At 37.1% G+C, this 25,147-nt stretch carries 27 protein-coding genes and 1 other annotated feature; of the genes, 10 read left to right on the top strand and 17 right to left on the bottom strand.

Translation table 11 applies throughout. The features are described from left to right. Nucleotides 1–24 precede the first annotated feature (24 nt). Together FQ087_RS15125 and FQ087_RS15130 are read left to right on the top strand one after the other, a co-directional pair. On the top strand, nt 25–561 hold the full coding sequence (locus tag FQ087_RS15125) for an RNA polymerase sigma factor (RefSeq protein ID WP_149581404.1): 537 nt from the start codon (nt 25–27) through the stop codon (nt 559–561). Beyond that, nucleotides 558–1,310 (top strand): hypothetical protein, encoded by a 753-nt coding sequence (locus FQ087_RS15130; RefSeq protein ID WP_149581405.1) that lies wholly within the window; start codon nt 558–560, stop codon nt 1,308–1,310. The genes FQ087_RS15125 and FQ087_RS15130 overlap by 4 nt, the downstream gene beginning before the upstream one ends. A gap of 749 nt (nt 1,311–2,059) precedes the next feature. On the opposite strand, the gene FQ087_RS15135 is transcribed toward FQ087_RS15130, so the two are convergent. From FQ087_RS15135 to FQ087_RS15180, 9 genes are all read right to left on the bottom strand, one after another. Beyond that, nucleotides 2,060–2,350, bottom strand: a complete 291-nt coding sequence (locus FQ087_RS15135; protein WP_149581406.1) for an RNA polymerase alpha subunit C-terminal domain-containing protein — start codon at nt 2,348–2,350, stop codon at nt 2,060–2,062. A gap of 149 nt (nt 2,351–2,499) precedes the next feature. Beyond that, nucleotides 2,500–3,213 carry an MraY family glycosyltransferase gene (locus FQ087_RS15140; protein WP_149581407.1) on the bottom strand — a complete coding sequence of 238 codons (714 nt, stop codon included), beginning with the start codon at nt 3,211–3,213 and terminating at the stop codon, nt 2,500–2,502. Nucleotides 3,214–3,928: 715 nt separating this feature from the next. Next, entirely contained in the window at nt 3,929–4,150 is a 222-nt protein-coding gene (locus FQ087_RS15150; protein WP_149581408.1) for a helix-turn-helix domain-containing protein, read from the bottom strand. 10 nt (nt 4,151–4,160) lie between these two features. Beyond that, nucleotides 4,161–4,637 (bottom strand): DUF2975 domain-containing protein, encoded by a 477-nt coding sequence (locus FQ087_RS15155; protein ID WP_149581409.1) that lies wholly within the window; start codon nt 4,635–4,637, stop codon nt 4,161–4,163. A 208-nt stretch (nt 4,638–4,845) separates the two neighbouring features. Next, on the bottom strand, nt 4,846–5,424 hold the full coding sequence (locus tag FQ087_RS15160) for an MEDS domain-containing protein (RefSeq protein WP_149581410.1): 579 nt from the start codon (nt 5,422–5,424) through the stop codon (nt 4,846–4,848). 317 nt (nt 5,425–5,741) lie between these two features. Continuing rightward, on the bottom strand, nt 5,742–6,101 hold the full coding sequence (locus FQ087_RS15165; protein WP_149581503.1) for a DUF5412 domain-containing protein: 360 nt from the start codon (nt 6,099–6,101) through the stop codon (nt 5,742–5,744). Between the two features lie 259 nt (nt 6,102–6,360). Beyond that, nucleotides 6,361–6,867 (bottom strand): GNAT family N-acetyltransferase, encoded by a 507-nt coding sequence (locus FQ087_RS15170; RefSeq protein ID WP_149581411.1) that lies wholly within the window; start codon nt 6,865–6,867, stop codon nt 6,361–6,363. Between the two features lie 1,582 nt (nt 6,868–8,449). Further along, nucleotides 8,450–8,875 carry a GNAT family N-acetyltransferase gene (locus FQ087_RS15175; RefSeq protein ID WP_149581412.1) on the bottom strand — a complete coding sequence of 142 codons (426 nt, stop codon included), beginning with the start codon at nt 8,873–8,875 and terminating at the stop codon, nt 8,450–8,452. A 32-nt stretch (nt 8,876–8,907) separates the two neighbouring features. Then, nucleotides 8,908–9,489 carry a histidine phosphatase family protein gene (locus FQ087_RS15180; RefSeq protein ID WP_149581413.1) on the bottom strand — a complete coding sequence of 194 codons (582 nt, stop codon included), beginning with the start codon at nt 9,487–9,489 and terminating at the stop codon, nt 8,908–8,910. Nucleotides 9,490–9,993: 504 nt separating this feature from the next. Here FQ087_RS15180 and FQ087_RS15185 point away from each other — a divergent pair. Together FQ087_RS15185 and FQ087_RS15190 are read left to right on the top strand one after the other, a co-directional pair. Continuing rightward, nucleotides 9,994–10,560, top strand: a complete 567-nt coding sequence (locus tag FQ087_RS15185) for a sigma-70 family RNA polymerase sigma factor (protein WP_149581414.1) — start codon at nt 9,994–9,996, stop codon at nt 10,558–10,560. Continuing rightward, complete coding sequence (locus tag FQ087_RS15190) at nt 10,557–11,657, top strand: DUF4179 domain-containing protein (RefSeq protein WP_149581415.1); 1,101 nt, start codon at nt 10,557–10,559, stop codon at nt 11,655–11,657. The genes FQ087_RS15185 and FQ087_RS15190 overlap by 4 nt, the downstream gene beginning before the upstream one ends. A gap of 174 nt (nt 11,658–11,831) precedes the next feature. Here FQ087_RS15190 and FQ087_RS15195 read toward each other — a convergent pair whose 3' ends face one another. The 4 genes from FQ087_RS15195 to FQ087_RS15210 all read right to left on the bottom strand — a co-directional run bounded on the left by FQ087_RS15195 (nt 11,832) and on the right by FQ087_RS15210 (nt 14,730). Beyond that, nucleotides 11,832–12,314: an NUDIX hydrolase gene (locus tag FQ087_RS15195; RefSeq protein ID WP_149581416.1), complete on the bottom strand. Its 483-nt coding sequence runs from the start codon at nt 12,312–12,314 to the stop codon at nt 11,832–11,834. A gap of 191 nt (nt 12,315–12,505) precedes the next feature. Further along, complete coding sequence (locus FQ087_RS15200) at nt 12,506–13,252, bottom strand: VOC family protein (protein ID WP_149581417.1); 747 nt, start codon at nt 13,250–13,252, stop codon at nt 12,506–12,508. Between the two features lie 12 nt (nt 13,253–13,264). Next, nucleotides 13,265–13,984: an alpha/beta hydrolase gene (locus tag FQ087_RS15205; RefSeq protein WP_149581418.1), complete on the bottom strand. Its 720-nt coding sequence runs from the start codon at nt 13,982–13,984 to the stop codon at nt 13,265–13,267. A 275-nt stretch (nt 13,985–14,259) separates the two neighbouring features. Next, on the bottom strand, nt 14,260–14,730 hold the full coding sequence (locus tag FQ087_RS15210; protein ID WP_149581419.1) for a hypothetical protein: 471 nt from the start codon (nt 14,728–14,730) through the stop codon (nt 14,260–14,262). 187 nt (nt 14,731–14,917) lie between these two features. Here FQ087_RS15210 and FQ087_RS15215 point away from each other — a divergent pair, with 187 nt between their 5' ends. From FQ087_RS15215 to FQ087_RS15230, 4 genes are all read left to right on the top strand, one after another. Beyond that, nucleotides 14,918–16,300, top strand: a complete 1,383-nt coding sequence (locus tag FQ087_RS15215) for an FAD-binding oxidoreductase (protein WP_149581420.1) — start codon at nt 14,918–14,920, stop codon at nt 16,298–16,300. 89 nt (nt 16,301–16,389) lie between these two features. After that, nucleotides 16,390–17,583 (top strand): alanyl-tRNA editing protein, encoded by a 1,194-nt coding sequence (locus FQ087_RS15220; RefSeq protein WP_149581421.1) that lies wholly within the window; start codon nt 16,390–16,392, stop codon nt 17,581–17,583. Nucleotides 17,584–17,636: 53 nt separating this feature from the next. Beyond that, nucleotides 17,637–17,894, top strand: coding sequence for a hypothetical protein (locus tag FQ087_RS15225; RefSeq protein ID WP_149581422.1), 258 nt, complete (start codon nt 17,637–17,639; stop codon nt 17,892–17,894). A 112-nt stretch (nt 17,895–18,006) separates the two neighbouring features. Further along, nucleotides 18,007–18,825, top strand: coding sequence for a purine-nucleoside phosphorylase (locus FQ087_RS15230; RefSeq protein ID WP_149581423.1), 819 nt, complete (start codon nt 18,007–18,009; stop codon nt 18,823–18,825). 277 nt (nt 18,826–19,102) lie between these two features. Here FQ087_RS15230 and FQ087_RS15235 read toward each other — a convergent pair whose 3' ends face one another. The 3 genes from FQ087_RS15235 to FQ087_RS15245 all read right to left on the bottom strand — a co-directional run bounded on the left by FQ087_RS15235 (nt 19,103) and on the right by FQ087_RS15245 (nt 22,489). After that, nucleotides 19,103–19,702, bottom strand: coding sequence for a short chain dehydrogenase (locus tag FQ087_RS15235; protein WP_149581424.1), 600 nt, complete (start codon nt 19,700–19,702; stop codon nt 19,103–19,105). A gap of 235 nt (nt 19,703–19,937) precedes the next feature. Next, nucleotides 19,938–21,377 carry a proline--tRNA ligase gene (gene proS / locus FQ087_RS15240; RefSeq protein ID WP_149581425.1) on the bottom strand — a complete coding sequence of 480 codons (1,440 nt, stop codon included), beginning with the start codon at nt 21,375–21,377 and terminating at the stop codon, nt 19,938–19,940. A gap of 78 nt (nt 21,378–21,455) precedes the next feature. Beyond that, nucleotides 21,456–21,669: a binding site (T-box leader), on the bottom strand. 85 nt (nt 21,670–21,754) lie between these two features. Next, on the bottom strand, nt 21,755–22,489 hold the full coding sequence (locus FQ087_RS15245; RefSeq protein ID WP_149581426.1) for a sulfite exporter TauE/SafE family protein: 735 nt from the start codon (nt 22,487–22,489) through the stop codon (nt 21,755–21,757). Nucleotides 22,490–22,764: 275 nt separating this feature from the next. Here FQ087_RS15245 and FQ087_RS15250 point away from each other — a divergent pair, with 275 nt between their 5' ends. Together FQ087_RS15250 and FQ087_RS15255 are read left to right on the top strand one after the other, a co-directional pair. Beyond that, nucleotides 22,765–24,081 (top strand): alpha/beta hydrolase family protein, encoded by a 1,317-nt coding sequence (locus FQ087_RS15250; RefSeq protein WP_255452365.1) that lies wholly within the window; start codon nt 22,765–22,767, stop codon nt 24,079–24,081. A 276-nt stretch (nt 24,082–24,357) separates the two neighbouring features. After that, on the top strand, nt 24,358–24,606 hold the full coding sequence (locus tag FQ087_RS15255; RefSeq protein ID WP_149581427.1) for a hypothetical protein: 249 nt from the start codon (nt 24,358–24,360) through the stop codon (nt 24,604–24,606). Nucleotides 24,607–24,727: 121 nt separating this feature from the next. Here FQ087_RS15255 and FQ087_RS15260 read toward each other — a convergent pair whose 3' ends face one another. Then, nucleotides 24,728–25,033 (bottom strand): transposase, encoded by a 306-nt coding sequence (locus FQ087_RS15260; protein WP_149581428.1) that lies wholly within the window; start codon nt 25,031–25,033, stop codon nt 24,728–24,730. Nucleotides 25,034–25,147: the final 114 nt, after the last annotated feature.

Here is a 25,147-nt window from a genome sequence, read left to right on the forward strand (position 1 = left end):
GTTTTTGGAAGGAGTGAAACCCGAATGGAGATAGCAAAATTGATACGAAATATACAGACCGGTGACAAAGACTCGTTTCGCGAATTTTACGAAGCATATGCAGACTATGCAATTCGAACAGCTTCAGCTATAACTCGTAACCGTGAAATGGCCAAAGATGCAGTACAGGAAACGTTCATTCGAGTATACCGGCAAATCGGTAGCTACAACCCTGAATTGCCCTTTGATCCGTGGTTTTACAGAATCTTGATGAATGAATGTCTTCGGTACATAAAGAAAGAGTCCCCACTTTCAAAATTTAAACATACCGACTTGGAAAATGCCCCATCCATTGCCGAAGAATCTTTCGATCATCTTTCCGATTTATACAATACGATTCAATCGCTTGATGACACGCACCGGGTTCCAATCATTTTAAAATATGTCATGGGCTTTACCGAAAAAGAAATTGCGGACATTCTAGGGCTAAATCACAATACAGTAAAGTCGAGACTGTTTAAAGGTAGAAAACGACTAAAAGAACAGTTAGACCCGACAGAGAAGGAGGAGGGACCACAATGAGTAACTTCGACAAACTAGCAAAAGAGATTCTTGATAAACGCACTGAACAAGAAACGATTGGTCTAAAAGATGAAATATGGAACGGTGTAGAAAAAGAATTATTCAGCGAAGAGAGCGTTAACAAAGGGGATGTGAAGAACATGAAAAAGAAAAATCGCGTAGTTCCCATTATCATTACAACTGCCGCCGCCCTGCTCATCGCATTCAGTTTACAAACGGATACAGGAATGGCATTTATGAAAGGCATTAAAGATTTGTTTGTCCCTACAAAGGAAGTTATTCAAAGCATTGAAGGAACGGACGAGGCAACAAGCGTAAATTTGAATGAAGGTGCAAATTCCGAATACATCATTTATGTCGATGAAACACGCTATAAAATGATCAACGGCGAAAAAGCAGACGTCATTACAACAATTGAACCCCTTCCAGAAAAGTACCCGAAAGTGACAATGGAAGTTAGACAAGTAGCTGATCAGATACCAGAAGATCTTGTTAAAAAAATTGAAGCGGAGTTAAAGAGAGACTTCCCGGAACTAGAAGCAGTCAAAACCGTAACAGAACCAGTCGAAGGCTATTTATTGCACGGATTGAACGGCAGCGATTGGGATGCTAAAGTTGTTCATGCCTATGTTATCAGCAACGGTAAAGACGGTAGCTACATCATTACAGAAAACTATTTCTTGGAGGCTGCCGAAGGCCACGGCGCAAGGTTCCACCATATGTTGGAAAGCTTTGAGATAGTAGAATAAAGAAATAGTAAAAGAGGATTGGATATACAATAACATGGATCTATTATTAGAAAAAAAGGAAAATAACTTTAACAATCACACTTTTTTCAACGATAAAAAAAGCATCGTTTTATAACCCGTTCAGTTGATTAGTACAAAACACATTATGAAATAGACCGCTAATTCGTATATGGATTAGCAGTCTTTAAAACGCCTAACCATCAACCACTACAAACAAATCACACTTAGTTCGACAATAAAATTAACACACGTGTATTTTGCAAAAACGAAGTACAGAGAATTGCAAAGGATTTGTACATAGTTTTGCAAAGTATAATGCGGACTCTAAGTTGATTTGAAACGGAGCCTCTACAGGCAAGATGCACGAGCTAAGAAGCCAGTCACCACAAGGACTCTACTCTGCTAATGCAGCCTATCATGCACGCCTCTCCATGTGAAATCTTGCTCAAATCGGTATGTATTTTTCTTTTCAATTCTCTGCATCATCATATTGCGATACTATGTACTGTTATTTTGCATTACACAACACGATATTTTCAACTTACAATAATTATTGTAAGTTGAAAATATCGTGTTAAAACCGTTGCTAATTCATTGCTCAAATTGAAGGGAAATAGAGATGGCAAAGACGAGATTTATTCTACAAAAAAAACACTGAAAACAATTCAGCGTTTTAGTTTTTATAAGTAAGATCTTCTTCCTTCTTCAACTAAAACACCAGTTAGTTAAGTAATGTACCTCACAATTTTTTATTCTTTAAATGATAACCCTTCTTCTTCTAATGAGGTTCTCATAGTCGGTAAGGAAGCTGGTCCAATACCGTGAATTTTTAATATTTCTTTTTCAGTGAATCTAGATAGTTCTTGCAAAGTGTTAACCCCTTCGTGAACTAATGCATTTCTTGCAGGTGAACTTAGTTTCGAAAGGAATCCACTTTCAGGCTTGTTCTCTTTATCACAGATAGGACAACTTAGACATTCACTACTTTTGTAAAACTTATGTCCCTTTCCGCAAACCCTTAGACTTTTTTCTACTGTCAAACTAATCCCTCCAAGTAAATTCCATATTCAATTTAAAAATACTATTCATTCTCTGCATATTCTATACACACCAGGTTAACATAACGCCAGTTCAGGGAAGTATTTAATAAGCAATTCTACCCTGTAAAGGCAGCCGCTTGTTGAACAAGCTAAATAAAGCGATATTTACGCGAAAATTGCGTGAAAACCAAAATAATCATTAACCCGACAACGAGATATCCTAATATATTTGGAGTAAGGATAAACATTAATGCACCAAAGAAAATAGCCATTAAAGTGCTAACTGTAATTGATTGTACACTCGTAATCTTATCTTGAGTTAAATAATATAAAGTGAATGGTAGTGCTAAAGTAAATATCGGAATATAGATGATTAAAATAGATGATTTAAAAAGGGATAATGAAAGCACTGCTATTATATAACCTATTGACGTAGTAAGCGTTCTTCCTACAAATACTTTACCTGAAAAATAGCCGTATAGCAGAATAAACATAATCGTTAAGCTGGTACAAATTCCTGTGAGTGAAACAAATGGATTGCCAATGATGAAAGCTAATATAGAGAGAAAAACTAAAGAAACGCAGGGTAATAGCAATATTGAAGGGTTCTGTACTTTTTCCACATTCATTACATTTGTAAAACCTACTAGAAGTAATAAAGTAAATGGAATCGTCAAATATCCTAATTCGATATGATTACCTAGAGGAATATGACTAACTTCGAGTTTACTGCCAATTATTATTACAAGTGACGCACAAATTTGAGCAAGCACTCCCCAAATGCTTGATAAATTAAAAGCCTGAGTAAGCTTAGTTGTAATTACAATTAAAGTGATACCAATAAGTAAAGGTAAATATAACAAACTTTCCCCTCCCAAAATGACTCTTTAGTAAAAATAAACGCTAAATATTCCCACTTTTAATTATACAGTATATGTAAAAAATAACACAAATACCATGGTAATAATTTTTGAACTATTACACCCTTTAGCTGAATACGAATAGAAACGCTTATTAAATAAAGCACCCGTTCGTGAAAAACTTCTAATTATATTTTCTGGTCACAATTAGAGTCCTTTTTTACAACAAAAAAACACGTATCAAAGTAGACATAATTGAATAATGCTCAATGCTAAAACGGACCAATTACTATATATGTTTCCTCTATAATAATGCGTTGAAAAATTAAATTAAAAAAGAAAACTGCTTCCGTAATGTCAGATGCATACCACGAACTGTTATGCCTTTTTTAAAACTAAAACGCCGCAATAACATTACCCAGTCCAAACATGACAATTGCGAGAACCCCAGGCATAACCCAACTATCAGGATATTCCTCGGCAAGGATTCCACTACTTAACTTCACCATTTGAGTTCCGAACCAAATTGCGCTCGTCGCCAAAAAAAATCATAAACGCCTAGCATCCTTGCTCTTATTGTTTGCTTCATCTTCCATCTCATAGTTTCCTTAAAAAACCTACTACACTTCCACAATCTAGCCTTTTAATTCAAGAAGAAAAACATTTCTGTTCATCCACTAAAGCACTAGTGGATGAACTAATATATTTTTTGATTTTATTATCCTAGAGTGTCTTCATCACCTTTGTATTCTAAAATATCTCCAGGCTGACATTCTAAAGCCTTACAAATCGCCTCTAAAGTTGATAATCGAATCGCTTTTGCCTTTCCGTTTTTCAATATAGAAATATTCGCCATCGTTATGCCGACCTTCTCCGAAAGTTCTGTTACGCTCATTTTTCTTTTAGCCAGCATCACATCAATATTTATTATAATTGCCATTGTTATCACCTCAGACTATTAAGTCATTTTCCGATTTTATATCAATCGCTTCTTGTAAAAGTCTTTGAAGAACAGCAGCAAATACTGCGATTACCATTGAGGCAAAGATAGGGACCATCCCGACTATTATGAGACCTGGTGCATCGTCTAGATCTGCTACGAGAAAAACAAACGGTAAAATCAACAAATACAAACCACTGATTGTCATTGCACAGAATTTGATATTCCTTATAGACTTAACACATAATTCAGAGAAGGATTGATTCTTGTCAATATAGCATAAAAGTTTATAAGCCTGATACAATGCAACGAAAAACGGTATCACTGATACATACATGCCCATTATTATGGGATATAGTATATGGGCATAATTCGGATTCACAGAATTATTCGCTAACCATGGCAACCCAAATATGCACAAAGCAAGAACTGGGATTCCAATAAGAAAAACAGCTATCTTTAAAAAGAGCGTTGAACCTTGTTTCATAAAAACACCTCACTTATTTATTGTTAATTTGATTTTAGCATATTTTTATCGTTTATCAATAAATTATTGTTCTTAATAACCATATTTTTGTTGTTATATAAGATCGGACTGTAAAAAACATCAATTTAGTCGTTGAACGATCTTGTACGTTTCATACTCACCAGTTCACAAAAATAAAACACGCTTCGGAAATTCTCCTAAGCGTGTTTTATTTCACTGAATTCGACGGCTGATATTGGTCCGAGACGATGAAATCGTCTTCTAGTAGAACAAAAGGATGTGTTTCCATCAAACTCGTTTTTAGATAGTCTGGCATTTTATTTCTTTCGTACGCACAAATTAATGGAAATGACAACAGATTTACAGCTTCATCTACTATTTCCTCTAAATCTCTTATGAGATGCAGTGGTTCTTCCATAGTGGCCCACTCGACATGTGCCCATGCCCGGAAAGAGATTTTATTTTCCACATAGCGCTGAATTGTTTTATTAAAGTAATCAGCGATTGAAGGAGGATGATAACTGCCACTTGACCAATAGAATTCAAGGCTGTTTACATAGTGTATGAACTCCATTTGATCTTTCGTTAAACGTGTACTCAGTTCTTTTTGAATAATAGGGTAAAGACGAGAATTCTCAATGAGAATCACGTAATCTCCCGCTGTAATGCCATCTTGTATATAATTTAAAACCTGTGTAATGTAATTTTCCGTTCCATTATACTTATATAGAATATGAAGGTGTACATTCTTTTGGTCCTCAAACAACTGATTCATTTTGGTTTTCAAGTACTCGTTCCTTCTCTCCTGTATCTACTCAATTATACTATCATTCTGTAAGTAAAACCAGAAAACATTTTTAGTTGAACTAGAACCTGGAAGTGAATCACAATACAAAAGTTCTATATATATATCCAAAAATGTCCACAAACAATCGAATCGAATTGATCGATGAACGGTCTCGTAGACGCTATACACAATAGGTTAATGTAAAACCAGTTCACTGAATTATTCTTACCCTTTAATTCAAAGAAAAGGCTGACCTGTACAGGCAGCTGATTCTTCTTCAACAAACGCCCCTGTTACTTAATGAAAAAAGGGCTATATCATTGATTTCTAAAATCAAATTTAGCATTTGGCACATTTAACGTATGTCCATTTATTACCACCGTGTTATTGTCTTCCCAAATAATATTTGCAGTATCTTCACGATAATTCCAATAGATATTTTTAGTTCCATTAAATTTTTTATTAAATACCAACTCACCACGAACAGAGTACGAAGTTGTAGCCCCCCCATTAGTGACATATGCTTTTAACGTGTATTCCCCATTAGGTGATGTCTCTTCAGTGAGGTATTCTCCTGCTGGTAACCTATTCATATCAAAGAATGCCCAATAAACTCCATACCCGACCAATGCACCAAATAACAAACCTACTATTAGTAATCCCTTTAAAATTTTCATGAAAACTCTCTTGCTCTCATCTTCAACACTAAGTTCTTGATATGGCAAAGTCATAATTCCCCTTTTTCACGAAAATGTCTTCGTCAAGTAAACTGCGCCATTAGTTTAGACGGGTTTAGTGTTTCTAAATTATAGTAAGACATTCATTAAAAAATTTTAATGATGCAACTCAAACGTATACAATTTATTTTCATCTTGTATAAATAAAGCAATAAAGTAATCATAACCTTCATTTTTTCTTTATAAAAATAAAAACCCGTTACAAAGATAACCTATATTGTATTAGTTGATTTTCCGTTCCTAAGTATTCTTCATTGCCAATCCTACTTATCTCTATAAACCCTATTTTCTCAAGCATTTTTCGTGAACGAATATTCTCCTCGTGGGTTTCTGCATCAAAAACTGTAATTCCTAACTTCTTAAAAGCGTAATCCATCATACATAAAATAGAATTAGGCCCAATTCCCCTCCCCCATAACGCACTCTCGCCAATTGCAATACCTAACTCAGCTGTATTATCTTTAATACAAGCTAAATCTACATAACCAACTAACCTTTCTTCCAATTCTATTCCCATTCGAATAAAATCTTCAAAATCATTATTTATACAATGAAGCCACCATCTATATAATTCTTCTTCACTTCTATTTTTCTCCCATCCATTTGCTGAACAAAAAGTGTCATCCTTACTCCAATTTAAAACAATCTTATAATCATCTATGCTTAAAGATCTAATTTTTATAGTACTTACAGTATTATTATTCATTCTTCTATCCCCCTATAATTTTCTTGTATATCAACTAGCCCTATTAGTAAGTTGAAGTACATTGATTCACAGACTTTCGATTAATACAATAGATCATAACCAGTCTTTCACATAAAAGACTAATCCGAGAATCGCACCTATTAACAACCCCCCCAAAACATAATAACTTGTTTTGATTTCCGCAACATTTCCTTTTGTTACTTTTATCATTCATAATATACCCCCCTTTACTTAGTGAATTTATAATCTGCACTATCTATTAATAGAGTCAATTAGTATAATGAAAAGGTAAATATTTATTCTCTTTTTCATACGATAATACCTTGATTTTTAGCATATGGAGATACCTTGAAATAGCAGTTTGAGCTTCTTATGCAATAGCCATTGTAAAGTCTCATCTAAAACTATTGTATTTATTAATGATGAGACCCTAGGAATGGCTGTATACCAACGAAATGGTACTATCTGAGATTGAGAAAATGCATGTCTTTTACCTTGCAATTTTTTTGTCCAATAAATGAGAACCTGTTAGTGATACAACCATCCTCTTTATTTATGTTCATTGTAATGAATATCTATGTTTCGATGCATAACTGCGAGGACGAAAGGGTATAGTATATCTATATTGCCTTTTCTAAGAGAGTCATTCTGTAGGTGAATTTGAAAAGGGGGCTTTGAAAAGAGATGGACTTATTCATAGTCATAATAGACGTACTCGTCGTTATCTCCTATATCTTACTTATTGCTATAATTTCTCCAACTATCATGCGATTGTTCAAGAAAAGAAACTACGAAATACTTTTTCAATTGATACCCGTGTTGTCTATAATCTTTGTGACTAGCTTAGTTATTTGCATTGGTTATGGTGGTTTTCAAGAAACTCTTTTTTTCCAGTTTACAAGTATTATCTCTTTTCTATTTTTGTTATCCCTGCTGTTCTTGACATTGGTAATGAAAAACATGTGGAAAGAGAACTATGAAAAATTAATAACTTGGTTAGCCTCTATTCGGAGAAAAGAGATACGTTTTCTGAAAGCCAAGTAAGGATTAGGTGGGCTACTATGGGGTTCGAATTATAAAAAAAGCGTTACTTATACCATTGTCTTCAATCTTAGATACGGCTATTAATTAGCCGTATCTTTTTTTTGTATTTATATATTCGTCTCTTAATATACTCATTCTCAATCAATCAAAGAAAATCCTTTTCTCAACCTATTTCATCTTAAAATTCCTTCTTCAATATATCCTATTCTCTTATAAGATTTAATTGCTTTTTCATTATCAAGCTCGGCTTGAAGCCGGACTTTATTTAAATCTAATTGTCTAAAACTGAAATCCAGCATCAGCTTAATAGAGAATAATCTGTGATTTCCCCAAGAAACTTCTATCTCCTATAGCAATTCCTAAATCAGCATGTTTATTTAACCCTTCTATGTTTATTAAATCAACCCAACTAATAGTTTTCCTTCATCGCTAATAATTGCCTTCCGCTCATAAGCATTTTTTATTAATACATATTTCAATCCATTTTGCAGTTCCCAATTTGTATATCTCCTGTCGAATTATAGAAAAATTGAACTTATTACTTACTATCGAATCTCTTCTGCAAAAAGTATTGCTTAAACCCCTTTGGATGATCTTCAATTACTCCAAAAACTTCATAGCCATTTTTCCGATAAAACTCAGGCGCCTGAAAGCTGAATGTATCTAAGTGAATAAGCCTACATCCTTTAGCCTTTGCAAGACTTTCAATCTTTTCCAATAAAATACTTCCGTACCCTTCCTTCCTAACGCTTTCATCAACCCACAGAAACTCAATATGCATATGGTGCCAAAATATATCCCCAGTAATTCCACCCACTACTTCACCTTTGTCGTCCTTTATAACAAAGCTAATACTTTCCCTCGAGGTTTTAAGTTCGTCCGGGAGCTGTTCCATATTATGCTCTATGACTTTACTTCTTATATAGTCGCTATCCTCTTGATTCCATTGTTCAATTATTTTCATAATGGTTATCCCCTCTTTCGTAGTAACTCTATTTAACCACCTAAATGTTTCGTACAATTGTAAGTAGTACAAGTCCATTTATTTTCAATGTTATTAAGAATAGTTATTGACGTATTTTCAATGTATGTACTTGGAAATTTTTCTGGCAGCAAATATTGTAATGTCAGACCTATTAAAGCACCGTGGCTTACTACCAACACTCGCTTATCTCTATATGTAATTAATGTTTCTTCTAAAAATTCGTATCCCCTATCCGATACGTCTTTAAATTTCTCTATACCGAGATCCAACTCTCTCCAATTATTTCCCCATTTTTGGATTCTTTCTTTCTCGGTTGTTCCTTCAATTTCGCCACAGTTAATTTCACGGATACGATCGTCATAAGTACAAACGGGCAATTCGAGTTTAGCTGCGATTATCTGTGCAGTTTCATTGGCACGCGACAAGTCACTTGTCACAATCAAGTCCCATCCTTCTTCCAATAGGAGTCTATTTGCCAATGCAATTGCCTGCTGTTTACCTTTCTTATTTAAAGGAATATCAGAAACCCCTTGCGATTTGCCGAGCTCATTCCATTCTGTAATCCCATGCCTTATTAGTCCCACTGTCACCATTTTATCTACCCCCTTTATGGAAGCATATAATTCTAACTTTTAATCCCAGACTTATTAATATGTACTTCCTGCATGCAAATACTAAAAACAAGGGAATTCTCATTCGTCTCGTATACTCCTCGCCACTTTTGAAGTTCTTTGGACGCGGGCAGCATTCGCTTATGTCTTCTCATTAATTAATTAACAAGAAACTCATCATCGTCATACACTGCAGCGCCATTATACTCCACAGTAACTTCTCCATTAAAATAGTTTACGTAACGTCCACTACAAATTCACCTTCTTTTTCATACCAATAAATACCTTTAATAACATATTCCTCTTATATACTGTACTAGGAAGCCTGTCCACCTGCTAAACATAACTTCAATTTGAAATTCAATCTTCTAGCACTTTATAGGACAAACTAAATTAAAATATTTTTTAAAAATATGAGAGAAATACTTTTTCAAAACGTTGTATAGGGTGTAAAAGCTTTTACACAAAAGTAAGGGGAATCGTCAAATGAAGTCTACTGATAGGAATTTTATTAAGCGATTACAGCACCAAGAAGAAGACGCATTAGAATTTGTAGTGGATATCTATTTACCAATCATAAAAGGAATAACGTATAAGGTCCTTATTCCCCTTAAAAACGAGGGAGTCATAGAAGAATGTATCAATGATATTTTCCTTTCAATCTGGAACAATTCTAAAAAATTCAATGGAGATTCAACTGATTTCAGAAAGTGGATTTCTGCAATCGCCAAGTTTAAAGCGATTGATTATTACAGAAAGGCAAGTAAAGAGATGGAATTCTCGTCAGATTATATGGATTTGAATGCGGATTTATCTGCTGAAGATGAGTTAATTATGCTGGAAGACAGAACTGAATTGATACAACTAATCAATCAGTTAGAGCCTGTTGAACGAGAAATTTTTATCATGAAATTCTTTCTTGGTCTAAAAACGGAAGAGATATCAAGAAAACTCGGTTTGACTAAGGCTTCTATCGATAATCGCGTTTACAGAGGGAAAAAGAAACTAACTAAAAAAGTTACTACACTTGAGTTGGGAGAGAGTAGAGTATGAAGGATATTTATGAATTATTGAACGACGCTAACGTAGACGACAATGAATTCGAGGAGATGGCGGTCACTGAATCTGAAAAGACTAAAGTTAAAAGTGTTCTCAAAAAGGCTATAACGAAGAAGAAAAGAGTCAGTTGGAAAATGAAGTCTCTGGCAGTCGCCATGACTGTGGGCTTATCAGTTACAACATTAGGATTAGCGTTTCCAGCTTCTGCAGGTAACATTCCTATCATCGGAGACATTTTCAGATTTTTGGATAATGAAAAAACAGGTCTTTACGATAACTATAAAGAATATTCCACCGCAATGAACATGTCACAGGAAAGCAGGGGCATCAAAGTGACGATTAATGATGCCATTTTTGACGGGAAAACAGTTGCAATCACCTATTCAATTGAAAGTGAGAAAGATTTGGGAGATGACATCACAACATTTGGTTCACCTGATATTAAAGGAGCTAAAGGTATGGCAGGAAGTTCCAAAATCTCTAAAGTGGATGATTATCATTATGTGGGCTTATATAGAGCTACACCTATTGACTTAGCCCCAATCGGAAAAGAATCAGTCGATATAAAATGGAATTTGGACAGTTTCATCCGACCAGACACTACGGAAAAGGTAAAAGGGAATTGGAAATTTACATTCTCACTAAATGCAACAGATAGCCGAGTACAATTAAGCAACCAGAGCACTGAACAAAATGGAGTTACAGTTGCTATTGAAAAAGTATCTTTCACACCAATGTCCTTTATCGTTTATTACAACCAAGAGGTTTCCAAGAAGGTAAGTGATAAATGGCATGGGGTCGATGCTGAATTGGAGATTAAAGACGACTTAGGAAATATATACCTTGGTGTAAATAATGGAGGATCAGGTAAAGATTCTTATAATATGAGTCGGAGTAATACATTCGAGAAATTAGACCCGAATGCATCGAAGCTTATTATAACTCCTCGTATCAGAAGTTATGATTCCACCAATTCTGGCGGAGTAGAATTTACGAAAAACGGACCCAAGGAAATTCTAAAACCAGTAAAGTCTGGTGTAGGGAACGAAGAGTTTGTCATGGAAGACATCGTTATTGAATTAGAAAAGTAATAGAGTTTGAATGAAAAGAACCGCCTTATTTAGAATTAACGGGATCTGTTCAAAGGTCAAATAATAAAATGGAGCTACAAACTACTATGGTTGTGGCTCCTTCTATTTATTAAAATATCCATGTTTCATATATCAGAACCGACTATTCCACATTTAAAACACCATAGATTATTACTATACAGTCCTGTTCAGTTTTATCTCAAACGTGGGTTCCGTTTTATATTCCATATATTTTACATTCCCATCAAATTCTAAGTAAGCTTTATATCTTGTACGGATAGCTGGTGCTATAACCATATTAAGCACTTCCCCCTTTGCAACCCAGCGACTATCTGATGTCTCCTCAGAGGTACACAATTCTCCACCCACAGGCTTGCACACATAGTCTAACATTAATTTGGTAGGAATATCCGTCACGCCGTCATACCCTTTATGAATGCCTGTATTTGAATAAACTCCAATCAAGTAAGATACATCTGTGTCTATCCCACTTTCCTCTTTAATTTCTCTACTTAATGCATCGATTAAGTTTTCTCCAACCTCCACTTGCCCCCCAGGAAATACCCATCCACCATGATGGGTTTTTACTAAAAGAATATTTCCATATTCATCTTCTACGATACCGCCTACTGCTACAATATGTGTTGGCATTACCATTTCTTTCACCTCCAAATATATTTGTCGCGCTAAGCTCCCTTGTGGATTGATGAAGAACGATTTAAGAAATCACATCCTATACTTCACACACGTTTTGAATCTATATATGTTGAAGTATATAAACCCAGCGTTAGCGTCGAAGCGGTATACTATGGAATCATTCATGCAACCTAACTAAGTAAAATTCCTGATTACTTATTCGTAATAAGTACGTTTTCTATCTCAACACGTTTTGCTGAATACTTTTCATTAGTACAATCTACTAGCACTTCAATCGATTCTGTTTCTGATTCCACAAAAGAAATAGTTTGGCTGCCAAGTGAAATAGTTATTGCTCCTTCTTGAATGTCATAATCCTGAAAAAGGGCTTTGATAATACGTTTATCACCTTCAGTCAATGCACCAAATATCTTCACTTCTGATATTCCATTAATGTTTTTTTCTTTCCCATTCGGAACCATATGCTTTTGCATGTACGATTTAACCTTTTCATTTTCAAGTTGTTGTAAAAAGAATTGAAAAGAAACACCCTCAAATTCAGGTAAATATGAATTCTTCCATGGCATTGATTTGCTGAGAAGATTAAAAAACCACCTAAACTTCAACGATTCTGGAGCTGTAACATTAATCCCCTGGCTGATAAGACTCTGATACGTCGTCTCGATGTCATCTACTTCTAAAGCGAAACCTATCAGGCCCCTATGTCCACTATGATATTTCTCAGTCCAACTTTGTATCCATCCTCCGCCATCTTGTGTCTCGATTCTTACAAATTCAAAATACTCGTCCCCGATCCATATATTTGAAACCTTAAATCCTTTTGTTCCTTTTCCTCGTTTTGGTTCATATGGAAGACCTATTGAGTGAACCTTTTTTATAAAACCCGGATCTTCTTGTACAGAACGATCTACATTGACAACCAAATGATCAATCTTCAATAAGATTTCCCCCTATCTAATTCGCATTTTTAACCATGTAATCAAGTCTTGCAACATTTCAGTAGTAAACTGGTGATTAACATCCTTGTATATTAATAGCTCAATATCTTTTCTTCCTTCATTTTCTGTTAGGTAGTTATAGTAATTTTTTTGACCATCAATAGGAACAGTTTTATCCGAATCACCATGTATAAGAAGTACAGGTGAATCACGGTTCTTCCGCCCAATGGGATCAACCTTTTTCAAAATCATTTCTAGTTCCAGTGGTATATCTGGTCGATTATCGATCTCCCTAAAGATTCTTTCTGACACTAAAAATGACCCTGATCCGTTAATATTTGCTAAACCGCCTATATTCGCTTGCGTTGCAAAAATACCATTAGCAATAAAACCACCCATAGAACTGCCTAAGAGTATTGTATTTTCCTTTAAAATCTTTAATGCACCAAAAAAATCATTAAACTCTTCGATAGTCTCAATAATTGTTTTCCAAAAATACGTTTCCAACGTTGCTTTCTCAAAATGATTTTCTAGAGAATTTCTTGTATCATGGTAAATGATTTCTGGAACTATTACGGTATGTCCCTCTTTTGCAATCTCTTCAGCCACATCTTTGTAGCTATCAGCACTAGCCCCCCAGCCATGGTAAAAGATTACCGTTAATGCACTTTTACTAGTGACTGAGGATTTGTACAAATTATAGTTAAAGTGCTTAACCTTTACTTTCTCCATTGAAATACACTTCCTCCACTATCAATTTCAATTTTCTTCAAATGAACGAGTATAGTCATCTGTCGGCAAGCATTTATAGCGAATGTGATATCTTTGTATACTTAATGTCAACTAGCCTTCTATTGCCTAATCTAAGGGCCTTACATGTCAATGTATTTTCAGCGCCTTAACGATATTCCAAACAATCTTCTTCCCTATTACATATTCAAAAGTTACGTTAACTACAGTAGTATCAACATATCTTCTTTAAATAGAGTGGATTTAGTTTCCTATCGTTATTGAATTAACCCTAAATAATAAAATTCTGCATCTCTTAAGGAATGATTCAATCCGATAGATGCTATCAAACCATAATAAAATGTAATTCCCACAAGTCCTATAATAATCAGCAGATATTCTTTCCCAATTCCATTCTTTCTTCTCTTTGCAATCACAAGCACCATTCCGATAACGAACAAGTAAAAGACAGAGAAGCCTACCTTAAACTTTTGTATTTTGATGTCTTCAACACTATTTCTGAACGTATTTAAATCATCTCTATTGATTTCACTTTCTTCAATGACGAACAGCGAGCCTTTATGTCCAATCTCCCAGGTAAATGGCCCTTGTCCCATTATTACTTTATATTGATAGCTGCCCGCTTTCCCACCGATACTGATCTCTGAGCTTGCCTTAGCAGCAGGTGTAAGTAGGTACACAAAGAGGAGCGTAAACGTTATAAGCATTATAGCTAGCTTTTCTTTCATGCGTAACTCTCCCTTTAATTCATATCAAACGCAACAATTAATTAGAATAATCTAAACACCACTAACAATAACAGCCGGTTTTAGAATTATCAATTAGATTAAGTAATTAATTATATTTTCACGTATACTAGAAAGAGGTTGTACCAAAATCGTATAAACACTTATCTTACTTAAGGAGTGAACAAAAGTGACAATATCTACAGAAAATATAGTTGAAGCCTTAAAAGATGTGCTCAAGGATGAACAGGTCTCCATCAACGTAACTGTAAGAGAGCTTCACGGCAGAGATGAATCCTATCACACGGCAAGTCTTCCGGACATTGTTGTTTTCCCAGAATCGACTGAAGATGTCAGTAAAGTAATGATAGTATCGAAAGAATACCAGATGCCGGTCATCCCTTTCGGTCTTGGTTCAAGCTTGGAAGGACATGTAATCCCTTCTAAGGGAGGAATCACGATTGATTTTTCACTTATGAGTAAAATCCTAGAAGTACGAGAGAATGATTTTCTAGTAAAAGTACAGCCTGGCGTAACCCGCACACAGTTAAATAAAGAACTGAAAAAGTACGGGCTGTTTTTCTCTGTCGATCCTGGAGCCGATGCAACACTAGGCGGAATGGCAGCCACAAATGCGAGTGGAACAACTACCGTCAAATACGGCGTCATGCGTGATCAAGTCCGCGATTTGGAAGTTGTAATGGCAGATGGAACTGTCATTCACACGGGCAATATGGCTGCAAAATCTGCATCTGGCCTTCATCTGAACGGTCTTTTCGTTGGCTCAGAGGGTACACTTGGCTGTTTTACAGAATTAACACTTCGTGTATACGGCATTCCAGAGCACGTCGCAGCTGCAAGGGCTTCCTTCCCTACCGTCAATGATGCAGTGGAAGCCGTCGTGTCCATTTTACAAGCCGGTATTCCGATTGCACGAGTTGAATTGGTCGATGAACCCTCTATAAAACAGGCAAATCTATACAGTGAAACCAACTATAAAGAAAAACCGACGCTGTTCTTAGAATTCCATGGGAATGAAGCCGGATTGAAACAAGATGTTGATTTCACAACAGAAATTGTTAAAGACCATCATTGTGAAGACATCGAATTCGAAACAGACAACGCCGGACGCAACAGACTTTGGGAGGCGCGACATAATTTAGCTTATGCCTTTATCCACGGCTATCCCGGGAAAAAGATGATGGTAACGGACGTTTGTCTCCCTATTTCAGAGTTAGCAGGTGCGGTTGAACATGCTCGCGAAACCGTTGAATCCCTTGGAATGACAGGCGGAATCGTCGGTCACGTAGGCGATGGTAACTTCCATGTTTTGCTGATGATGGACATGAACGATGCCGAAGAACTTGCAAAAGCCGATGAGTTGAATGGAAGAATCGTCATGTATGCACTCGAGCGTGGCGGCACATGCACTGGAGAACACGGCGTCGGCATTGGTAAACAAAAATACCAGGAACAAGAGCACGGCGCGGCACTTCTCATTATGGAAAAAATAAAAAAAGCACTAGATCCAGACAATTTATTGAATCCGAATAAAATCGTGAAACTCAACTAATCACACAAGAGTGCCTAATCCTTAGTAGATTGGGCACTCCTTTTCACTGTTCGTGATAAACTAGAAAAAAAGTCATGGGAGTCGATTATATGTTAAAAGATCGTTTATATTATGCAGATCCATACTGTAAATTGTTTACGAGCCAGGTTATTAAAGCAGCACAAGATACAGAAGGAAATCCATATGTCGTGTTAGACAATACAGCCTTTTATCCGACAGGCGGTGGTCAGCCGCATGATTCAGGAACATTGAATGGTATTGAGGTACTCACTGTGGAGGAATTGGACGATGAAATTCGTCATACCCTGGCTGAAAGTCTCGGTTCTGTAACGGAAGTGGAGGGTGTTCTCGATTGGGGACGACGCTTTGATCATATGCAACAGCATGCAGGTCAACATATTTTGTCAGCTGCATTTGTTGAATTGTTCGAATTTCCGACAGTAAGTTTCCATTTAGGAAAAGAAATTGTGTCAATTGATTTGGACGTGGAGGAAGTTTCTCAAGAACAATTGGACGCGGTGGAAAAATTAGCGAATGGTATTATTTTAGAAAATAGACTTATAGAAATAACATGGGTAACTGAAGATGAACTTCACCACTACCCCCTTCGCAAGCAATTGGCAGTGACAGATGAAATCCGACTTGTCATTATCCCTGATTTTGACTACAACGGCTGTGGCGGTACACATCCAAGTACAACGGGACAAGTAGGTACACTGAAGATTTTATCGACGGAGAAGCATCGCGGAAAAGTGCGTGTACATTTCGTTTGCGGTGGACGTGTGTTACAACAATTACAACGAAAAAACCAGGAGTTGGCAGAGACATCCACATTATTAAGTGCACCGAGCGATGGTGTTACGGATGCGGTACAAAAGTTATTAGAAACGAATCATTCACTTGAGAAATCGTTGGCAGATGCGCAAGAAGCACTGTTAGAATTTGAGGCAAAAGCATTATTGAACCAACAGGAACAAGGTATTGTAAAAGCATTCTTTACAGATAGGACTGTTCAACAATTACAGAAACTTGCCCGACTTCTTGTGGCTGAAGCAGAAGAAATAATTGTCCTTCTAGTTGCCGAAAGTACTAATCGATTACAATTTGTCGCGGCTCGTGGTGCTTCCGTTGAAACAAGTATGAAGCAAGTTTCATCCGTTACACTTCCCTTCATCAACGGTAAAGGCGGCGGGAATGATGCGTTTGTCCAAGGTGGCGGTGAACGCTTGGTATCCGCAGAGGAGTTGCTGGCTTTGATGGTAGGCTCATGCGGTAAAGACTGATTCATAGTAGGATTTAGTCAAACTGAACCTAACTAGAAGAAGAGGTGAAAAAAATGAAAAAGTATATGATCTTTATCATTAGTTTTACAGTGCTGTACACTGTATTTCAACTTTCATCAGGAGCAATTCTTACGGCTCTCTACAAGCCAGATTTATCTTCCGTACATTCTATTTCAGCTCAAGAAGTCGTATTTGCAGGGACTTCTACTATTCCCTTATTATTCATCTTCCTATCGTCGACGATTGCCTATTTCATTTCGCAGAAACTAGGTAGAACCTCGAAAGCACCAGATGAACTTGTGAATTCTTAAGCTATGCCGACTTACAAAAAAACCATCCTTGCTTCTTTTTTATAGAAGAACTAAACTATGAAAGCACCTTAATAAATAGACAATTCCCCAGAAACAATAGGAGGTAACATTAATGCATAAAACAGAAGAAATTTTAGAAGCAAAAAATTACATTCTAAGTAAAACAAAAGAGATCCCCGAAATAGGGATTATCCTAGGTTCTGGACTCGGCGGCCTCGCTGACGAACTAGAAGGCGGCGTTGTCATTCCATACGAGGATATTCCTTTTTTCTCGAAATCAGCTGCAGTTGGTCACGCAAATGAATTAGTTATCGGTCGTTTAGAAGGAAAAACAGTCGTGGCTATGAAAGGACGTTACCACTTCTACGAAGGATATTCGTTAGATGAAGTTACTTTCCCTGTTAGGGTCATGAAAGCATTAGGTATAGAGAAACTAATTATCACGAACGCATGTGGAGCGGTAAATACTGATTTTAACCCAGGCGAATTAATGCTAATTACAGATCACCTTAACTTAGTTGGCATAAATCCATTAATCGGTAAAAACAACGATGATTTGGGAACTCGTTTCCCAGACGTTTCTGAGGTTTATAATAAAGAAATGAGACAAACGGCATTACAAGTTGCACGTGAGAATGACATTACATTAAGAGAAGGCGTCTACGGTTGGTGGAGTGGTCCTATTTATGAAACTCCCGCTGAAATTCGAATGATTCGCGTTTTAGGTGCAGATGCAATTGGTATGTCAACAGTGCCTGAAGCAGTTGTCGCTATTCACTCGGGACTTAAGGTATTAGGAATATCTTGCTTAACAAATATGGCATGTGGCATTCTAGACGAACCATTAAGTCATGATGATGTCATTAAAGTTGCTGCTCAATCTCGAAGTGCATTTGTACTGTTAATTAAAAATGTCTTGAAAGCTATCTAAGCTAAGATATAAATTCCCTTTAATTACGCTAAGGTCCCTTATAAGGCGGAGCTGGAGCCATTGAATCCGGTGTCAGTAACTGGCACTTGATATGTATTTGAACTCAGCATATGCGCCTTACTGGGGTAGCCGAAGTTGTATAGAGTGGAATCATTCATTTAACTTATATGTTCAAAAATGATTTATTAATAAACTGAAAAACACGACATTGAAAAGCCTTCTGAGAAACTCTCCCAGAAGGCTTTTCAACTATTTTCATCCGATTATATAACCTATGCTAGTAGACTTCAAAATTCTGACCCGTTTGTAAGCCAAAGACACTTTTTTCAAAAGCGAGAACTACACGTTTTACAGGCACTGCATCGAACCCTTGGAAAAGGGTGCCAAACTTGTGTATCGACTCTTGCAATACATTTGGACTTACGCTATTAATGCGAATTCCTCTTGGCATTTCAATAGCAGCAGCTTTAACAAATGCTCTGACGCCGCCATTTGCCAGAGCCGCCGAAGCTCCTTTCGCAATTGGATCATCCATCATTATCCCCGTTGTTAACGTGAAACTTCCACCATCATTCATATTATCAAATCCTAAAAGCACTAGATTGACTTGCCCTTTCAGTTTGCTATCAATCCCCACTTCATTCAACTCCGGTGTCATATCCGTAACTGCGTCAAAATGAGCACGGCCTGCTGCGTTAATCACCGCGTCAACTTTTCCGACCTTTTCATACATCTTTTTAATGCTCTCTACTGACGTAATATCCACAGTTACATCAGCACCATTGCGTCCCGCGCGGATAACCTCGTGATTTTTCTCTAATTCTTTAGTAACCGCATTGCCAATCGTTCCACTTGCACCTACGACAAGTATTTTAATATATAGTCCTCCTTTTTAGAGTGTTTTGCTTAAACTCCTCGTTCTTCCATCATACTTATCAAATGCATTACTTATGAAAAATAATCTGATTGGATTTCAAAGGGTACTGTCTATAGAGTTTCAGGGAATGACGAAATGATGTGCTGGATTGCTTCAATACACTCATTTCATTAAATTTAGTAAAAAACGCTCCTGCCGATTTATTCGGGGAGCGTTTTCCATCACGTTTATTTAGTTAATAAGCACGACTGAACCACACCGTATGCTTCGATTCTTTTCCACAATTAATACAAGTAGACTTTGTCGCTGGTGGATTGAATGGGATATTACGTGTTGTGAATTTCGTTTCATTTTTCACCTGTGCTTCACAAGCGTCATCTCCGCACCAACCGGCAAGGATCCAACCTGGGATTTCTCCATTTTCTGTCGCGTCAGCAATATGTTGCGTTAGTTGCTCGAGTGAATCCACATGCGTATGGGAATGCTTTTCACGGAATGCACGCGCTTTGTCCAATAAGCGTACTTGCATTGTGTTTAGCGCACCTTCAATGCAGTCCGCTATAGTTGGAAGATCAACAGATACTTTTTCTTCTTCATCACGCGCTTTTATTATCGCTTGGTTATTTTCCAAGTCACGAGGCCCTAATTCTACTCGAACAGGGACACCTTTCAATTCCCACTCATTGAATTTGTAACCCGGCGACTGATCAGAATCATCCAGACGTACACGAATTCCTTTAGCTTTCAATTCAACATAAACCTCATCTAGTTTTTCCATTATCAAAGGATTTTTCTTCCAAGGTCCTACTGGTATTAAAACAACTTGTGTCGGCGCAACACGCGGTGGCAATACAAGACCTTGTTCATCACCATGTACCATGATGACAGAACCGATCAATCGTGTAGAAGTCCCCCAAGAAGTTGTATGAACAAATTCATGCTTGTTTTCTCTATTTAAATATTTTATATCGAATGCTTCCGCAAACTTTGTTCCCAAGTAATGTGAAGTTCCAGCTTGTACAGCCTTTCCATCTTTCATCATTGCTTCGATCGAATACGTATCTACAGCACCTGCAAAACGCTCGGAAGGAGTCTTTTGACCATCGTATACTGGTATCGCCAGCAACTCTTCGACAACTTCTTTATAAATATTGAGCATTTGCATCGTTTCAACACGTGCTTCTTCTTCATCCACGTGAGCTGTATGCCCTTCCTGCCATAAAAATTCAGATGTACGAATGAACGGAAGTGTTTTCTTTTCCCAACGGAAGACGTTTGCCCATTGGTTAATTAACACTGGAAGGTCACGATAGCTTTTAATCCAATTCGAATATAAATGCCCGACCATCGTTTCAGATGTAGGGCGAAGTGCTAGGCGTTCTTCTAATTTCTCTCCTGCAGCTTCTGTAACCCAAGGAAGTTCCGGCGAAAACCCTTCGATATGATCCTTCTCTTTTTCGAAGAAAGATTCAGGAATCAGCATTGGGAAATACGCATTACGATGTCCTGTCTCTTTAAAACGTCTATTCATTTCATCTTGAATATGCTCCCAAATTTCAAAGCCATCCGGTTTAAACGCAATACACCCACGAACAGGCGTGTAAGCCATTAAATCCGCCTTTTGAATTGTGTCGATATACCAGCTTGTAAAATCATTTTTCTGTTGATTGGTCATTAGTATTTCCTCCCTTATAATATGAAAAGCGCAAGGCGCCAGGAGCCTGGACGACAAAAAAGCACACAGATGTCCTTTTGTAAGGACGTCTTTGTGCTGAATAGACGTGGTACCACCTTAGTTTAGCTTAACAATAAGCCCTCTAAAACGTTTAGTAACGAAAACGACTCGGTTATGTTGGCATAACATCTCAGTGGTAGGTTTCAACAAGAAGCGGTGATATAGCTCTCAGCTAGCTGCTATATTTTCTGTTTCACAATTCTTATTTACTTTTCCACATCAAGGAATTTGTATTGTTTATAATATAACAAATACTTCAGATTCACACAACCGCAGTGCATACAATCCGATAAAATTGCTGCCAATTCATTACTCTGTCACCCAAAATACTCCACAATAATTTGCATGATCAGAAGCACCGTCACAACTCGAAGAATTGGTTTGACATGCTTACTGTTTAATTTACGAGCTAGGCGAACACCGAGTTGCGCACCACTAATCGAACCGAACATTAACGCAATCGTGAGAGGCCATATTATTTTACCCGTTGAAATGTAACTAATCGATGCTCCAAAACAACTTGAAAAAATCATGATGCGAGACAGTCCAACTGCTCTTAAATAAGAAATATTTAATCGAGCATACACGTATAATGCTAATGTGCCACTACCTGGACCAAAGACTCCATCGTATATGCCTATTCCATACAATGACGTTGCACTTTTTTTAGTTACATGGAATGACTCACTACCTTCAAAGTCTGCTTTTCCAAGAAATGAAGTGATGAATGCGAATGATAAAAGGACAATCGCGATTATAATCATCCATTCCTCTTTCAAAAACGAAGCGATAACTCCACCTGTAATGCCTCCCGCAAGACTGATTGGAACAACCGCAAGCGCTTCTTTGACCGTTATTTCTTTATTTTTATAAATCACAAGAAAACTCGAAAATGAGCTCACTGTGTTTGATACTTTATTGGCCCCAATTGCAGAGTGAACCGGTAATCCCATTAGTAGCATGGCCGGTAAACTGATAAGTCCCCCTCCTCCTGCTAATGTACCAAGCGTTGTTGCAGCAAATCCAATGAAATAAAGCAAAATATATTCCATATAGCATCCTTCTTTCATTGAAAACCTCTATATGACTAGCATATTCACCTTACACACATAAGTAAATTCAATTGTATGAATGAAAGTCTATTCGAAAAACTAATGATAAGATAGAATACGCTCAACCTGTTTTGAATGCTGAGTTTTGTCCACTATACCGTCATAGACGTAACTATTAAGTTATTCCCACATGATGCTGGGTAAATGCTTATTGCCCTTTACTCGATAAATAGGTTCCGCTATATATTAGATATAAAGGAAGAGAGAAATTATAATTGAAGAAATTAGGTATCACTTTTTGTTTAATGACTAGCATCCTTCTAGTAATTGCAGGGTGCAGCAAGAAAAAAGAGTCAGAACCAGAAACAAACTTGAAAGGGATGAGTTCATTGGAAAGTATCGAAGGTCTATGGGAAGGGTCCATCATTATCCCAAATCAACCGTTATCGATTATACTGACATTCGAAAAAAACAACGGAGCAATTAGCATTCCAGCACAAGGATTAAGCGACTATCCATTAACAAGTGTGATAATAAACGAATCGGATGTATTTTTTGATATGGCTATTCAAGGTCAACCTATAACGTTTGACGGCAAAGTCGAACAAGAAAAAATAACGGGTACATTCACACAGCAAGGGCAATCCTTTCCTTTCGAATTAACAAAAGGAAACAAAGAACAACTAGCTGAAAAAGGAGATGTTGTTGAAGTCAAATTGAAAGACGGTACGATGTCCGGCCAATTAGAAATGCCTCAAGGTGAGGGGCCGTTTCCACTCATGGTTATTATCGCAGGGTCAGGCCCGACCGATCGTGACGGTAATTCGGCGGCATTACCAGGTAAAAATAATAGTTTAAAAATGCTCGCTGAAAATCTAGCTACAGAAGGCGTGGCAAGTATTCGTTACGACAAACGGGGAGTTGGTAGCAATGCAAGCTTAGCTGGCAAGGAAGAAGATATGCGATTCGAGCACTATATTGATGACGCTGCTGCCTGGGTTCAATTCGCCAAAACTGACGAACGTTTTTCGAAGGTGGGCATAATCGGTCATAGCGAGGGGTCATTAATTGGTATGGTAGCTGCAGAAAAAACAGATGCCGACGCATTCATTTCCATTGCGGGAGCAGGAAGACCCATCGATCAAATTCTGCTTGAACAGCTGAAAGAACAACTTCCCGCTAACCTACTCGAAGAGTCAAAAACAATTCTTGATAAATTAAAACAAGGCGAGCAAGTAAAAACAGTAAGTCCAGAGCTACAAAGTATCTTCCGTCCATCCGTTCAACCTTATATGATTTCGTGGTTGCACTATGACCCAGTAGCACAGCTGCAAAAGCTACAGTCCCCTGTCTTTATAATGAATGGCAATCGAGACATCCAAGTATCTATCCAAGATGCGGAACGATTGCATGACGCAACAAATGATTCAAGGCTACTCATTGTAAAAAATATGAACCATATATTGAAAGAGGCGCCTGATGATCGCGCAGGGAATATTGCTACCTATAGCAATCCAGAACTTCCGTTAGCCAAAGGATTAATGGACGGAATAACCGTGTTCTTGAAAGATGAGCTATTAAGAGAAAAGTAATAATTTATACGAAAACACCGAACTTATTACTGTTCGGTGTTTTTTTGCAATGAACGATTGGAGGAGTTGGAGTTATAGTAATCTTGAGACCAATTTTCATTAAAAGCTAGTGAAAGATACAAGGTCCTCATTGAGTTTCAAATCATTTAGACGCTAGTGCTCAACACTCGCAATGCTAGTGACTTGGCATCCAATTTAATTCAAAAATCTACTCATGAAATCCAGTCATTAGCCATATAGTTAGGCAATATAAGTTGATAGCAGGAGGAGGATATCATGCAAACAAAAGAAATGCGTTTACGTCGAATCCAGCACTTAGCTCATGAAATTATGGATGAGATGAATAGAGGGAATGAACAGAGACAGTTTGAAACGTTAAATCTTGCGATTGATAATCTATCTCGGGCAATTGGAGATTTAGCAGATCCATTCGGTAGTTATTCACTCGAATATATAGAAGGAAAAGTGGGCAATGCCCATTATCTATTATTTAAAAACGAAAAGAAGGTAAAGCTTCATTACTGACTAAAATTCCTGTAATCTCGTCGTAAGCTTCAACGAGATATGATCTGACCCAATAAAGTTAGACAAATATTTTAGGCAGCTTCTAAGACCTGAGTTCGGTATTCTACCGGGCTCAGGTCTTTTAATTTCGCCTTCGCTCCCACCTATAAACGCTACTAGGGGAAGAGATATTAAATGTGCTTGGCGTATCTCGAAGAGACGCACCTGTTTCGTTCATAAAATTGAGTACGTCTAATTTAAACCCTGATGAGTAGCTGGTATAGCTTTTCTTTAAACCTCTTTCACCTTGTGCTTCAAATAATTTCACCCAATTAATGACTAAAGATTTATCCGCCCCAATGCTTTCTGCAATTGCTTTATAGCTTTCATTTCCAGTTAAATAGCGATCCACCACATGTGATTTTACTTCCGCAGTATGTTTAGACATAAAAATACTCCTTAAACGTTAGTTAGTGTCTAACATTTACGGGGCAGATCAAAACGTATTAATTGATGTTATCTCGTCCTTTTTTACCTTTTTTTAAATAGTAATATTTCATCA

Source organism: Sporosarcina sp. ANT_H38 (assembly GCF_008369195.1).
Classification (GTDB): Bacteria; Bacillota; Bacilli; order Bacillales_A; family Planococcaceae; genus Sporosarcina.

Excerpts from the sequence above, each read along its gene's own strand:
- FQ087_RS15125 (WP_149581404.1), top strand. The coding sequence starts at position 25 with ATGGAGATAGCAAAATTGATACGAAATATACAGACCGGTGACAAAGAC.
- FQ087_RS15130 (WP_149581405.1), top strand. The coding sequence starts at position 558 with ATGAGTAACTTCGACAAACTAGCAAAAGAGATTCTTGATAAACGCACT.
- FQ087_RS15150 (WP_149581408.1), bottom strand. The coding sequence starts at position 4,150 with ATGGCAATTATAATAAATATTGATGTGATGCTGGCTAAAAGAAAAATG.
- FQ087_RS15155 (WP_149581409.1), bottom strand. The coding sequence starts at position 4,637 with ATGAAACAAGGTTCAACGCTCTTTTTAAAGATAGCTGTTTTTCTTATT.
- FQ087_RS15165 (WP_149581503.1), bottom strand. The coding sequence starts at position 6,101 with ATGAAAATTTTAAAGGGATTACTAATAGTAGGTTTGTTATTTGGTGCA.
- FQ087_RS15170 (WP_149581411.1), bottom strand. The coding sequence starts at position 6,867 with ATGAATAATAATACTGTAAGTACTATAAAAATTAGATCTTTAAGCATA.
- FQ087_RS15175 (WP_149581412.1), bottom strand. The coding sequence starts at position 8,875 with ATGAAAATAATTGAACAATGGAATCAAGAGGATAGCGACTATATAAGA.
- FQ087_RS15180 (WP_149581413.1), bottom strand. The coding sequence starts at position 9,489 with ATGGTGACAGTGGGACTAATAAGGCATGGGATTACAGAATGGAATGAG.
- FQ087_RS15185 (WP_149581414.1), top strand. The coding sequence starts at position 9,994 with ATGAAGTCTACTGATAGGAATTTTATTAAGCGATTACAGCACCAAGAA.
- FQ087_RS15190 (WP_149581415.1), top strand. The coding sequence starts at position 10,557 with ATGAAGGATATTTATGAATTATTGAACGACGCTAACGTAGACGACAAT.
- FQ087_RS15195 (WP_149581416.1), bottom strand. The coding sequence starts at position 12,314 with ATGGTAATGCCAACACATATTGTAGCAGTAGGCGGTATCGTAGAAGAT.
- FQ087_RS15205 (WP_149581418.1), bottom strand. The coding sequence starts at position 13,984 with ATGGAGAAAGTAAAGGTTAAGCACTTTAACTATAATTTGTACAAATCC.
- FQ087_RS15210 (WP_149581419.1), bottom strand. The coding sequence starts at position 14,730 with ATGAAAGAAAAGCTAGCTATAATGCTTATAACGTTTACGCTCCTCTTT.
- FQ087_RS15220 (WP_149581421.1), top strand. The coding sequence starts at position 16,390 with ATGTTAAAAGATCGTTTATATTATGCAGATCCATACTGTAAATTGTTT.
- FQ087_RS15225 (WP_149581422.1), top strand. The coding sequence starts at position 17,637 with ATGAAAAAGTATATGATCTTTATCATTAGTTTTACAGTGCTGTACACT.
- FQ087_RS15230 (WP_149581423.1), top strand. The coding sequence starts at position 18,007 with ATGCATAAAACAGAAGAAATTTTAGAAGCAAAAAATTACATTCTAAGT.
- proS (WP_149581425.1), bottom strand. The coding sequence starts at position 21,377 with ATGACCAATCAACAGAAAAATGATTTTACAAGCTGGTATATCGACACA.
- FQ087_RS15245 (WP_149581426.1), bottom strand. The coding sequence starts at position 22,489 with ATGGAATATATTTTGCTTTATTTCATTGGATTTGCTGCAACAACGCTT.
- FQ087_RS15255 (WP_149581427.1), top strand. The coding sequence starts at position 24,358 with ATGCAAACAAAAGAAATGCGTTTACGTCGAATCCAGCACTTAGCTCAT.
- FQ087_RS15260 (WP_149581428.1), bottom strand. The coding sequence starts at position 25,033 with ATGTCTAAACATACTGCGGAAGTAAAATCACATGTGGTGGATCGCTAT.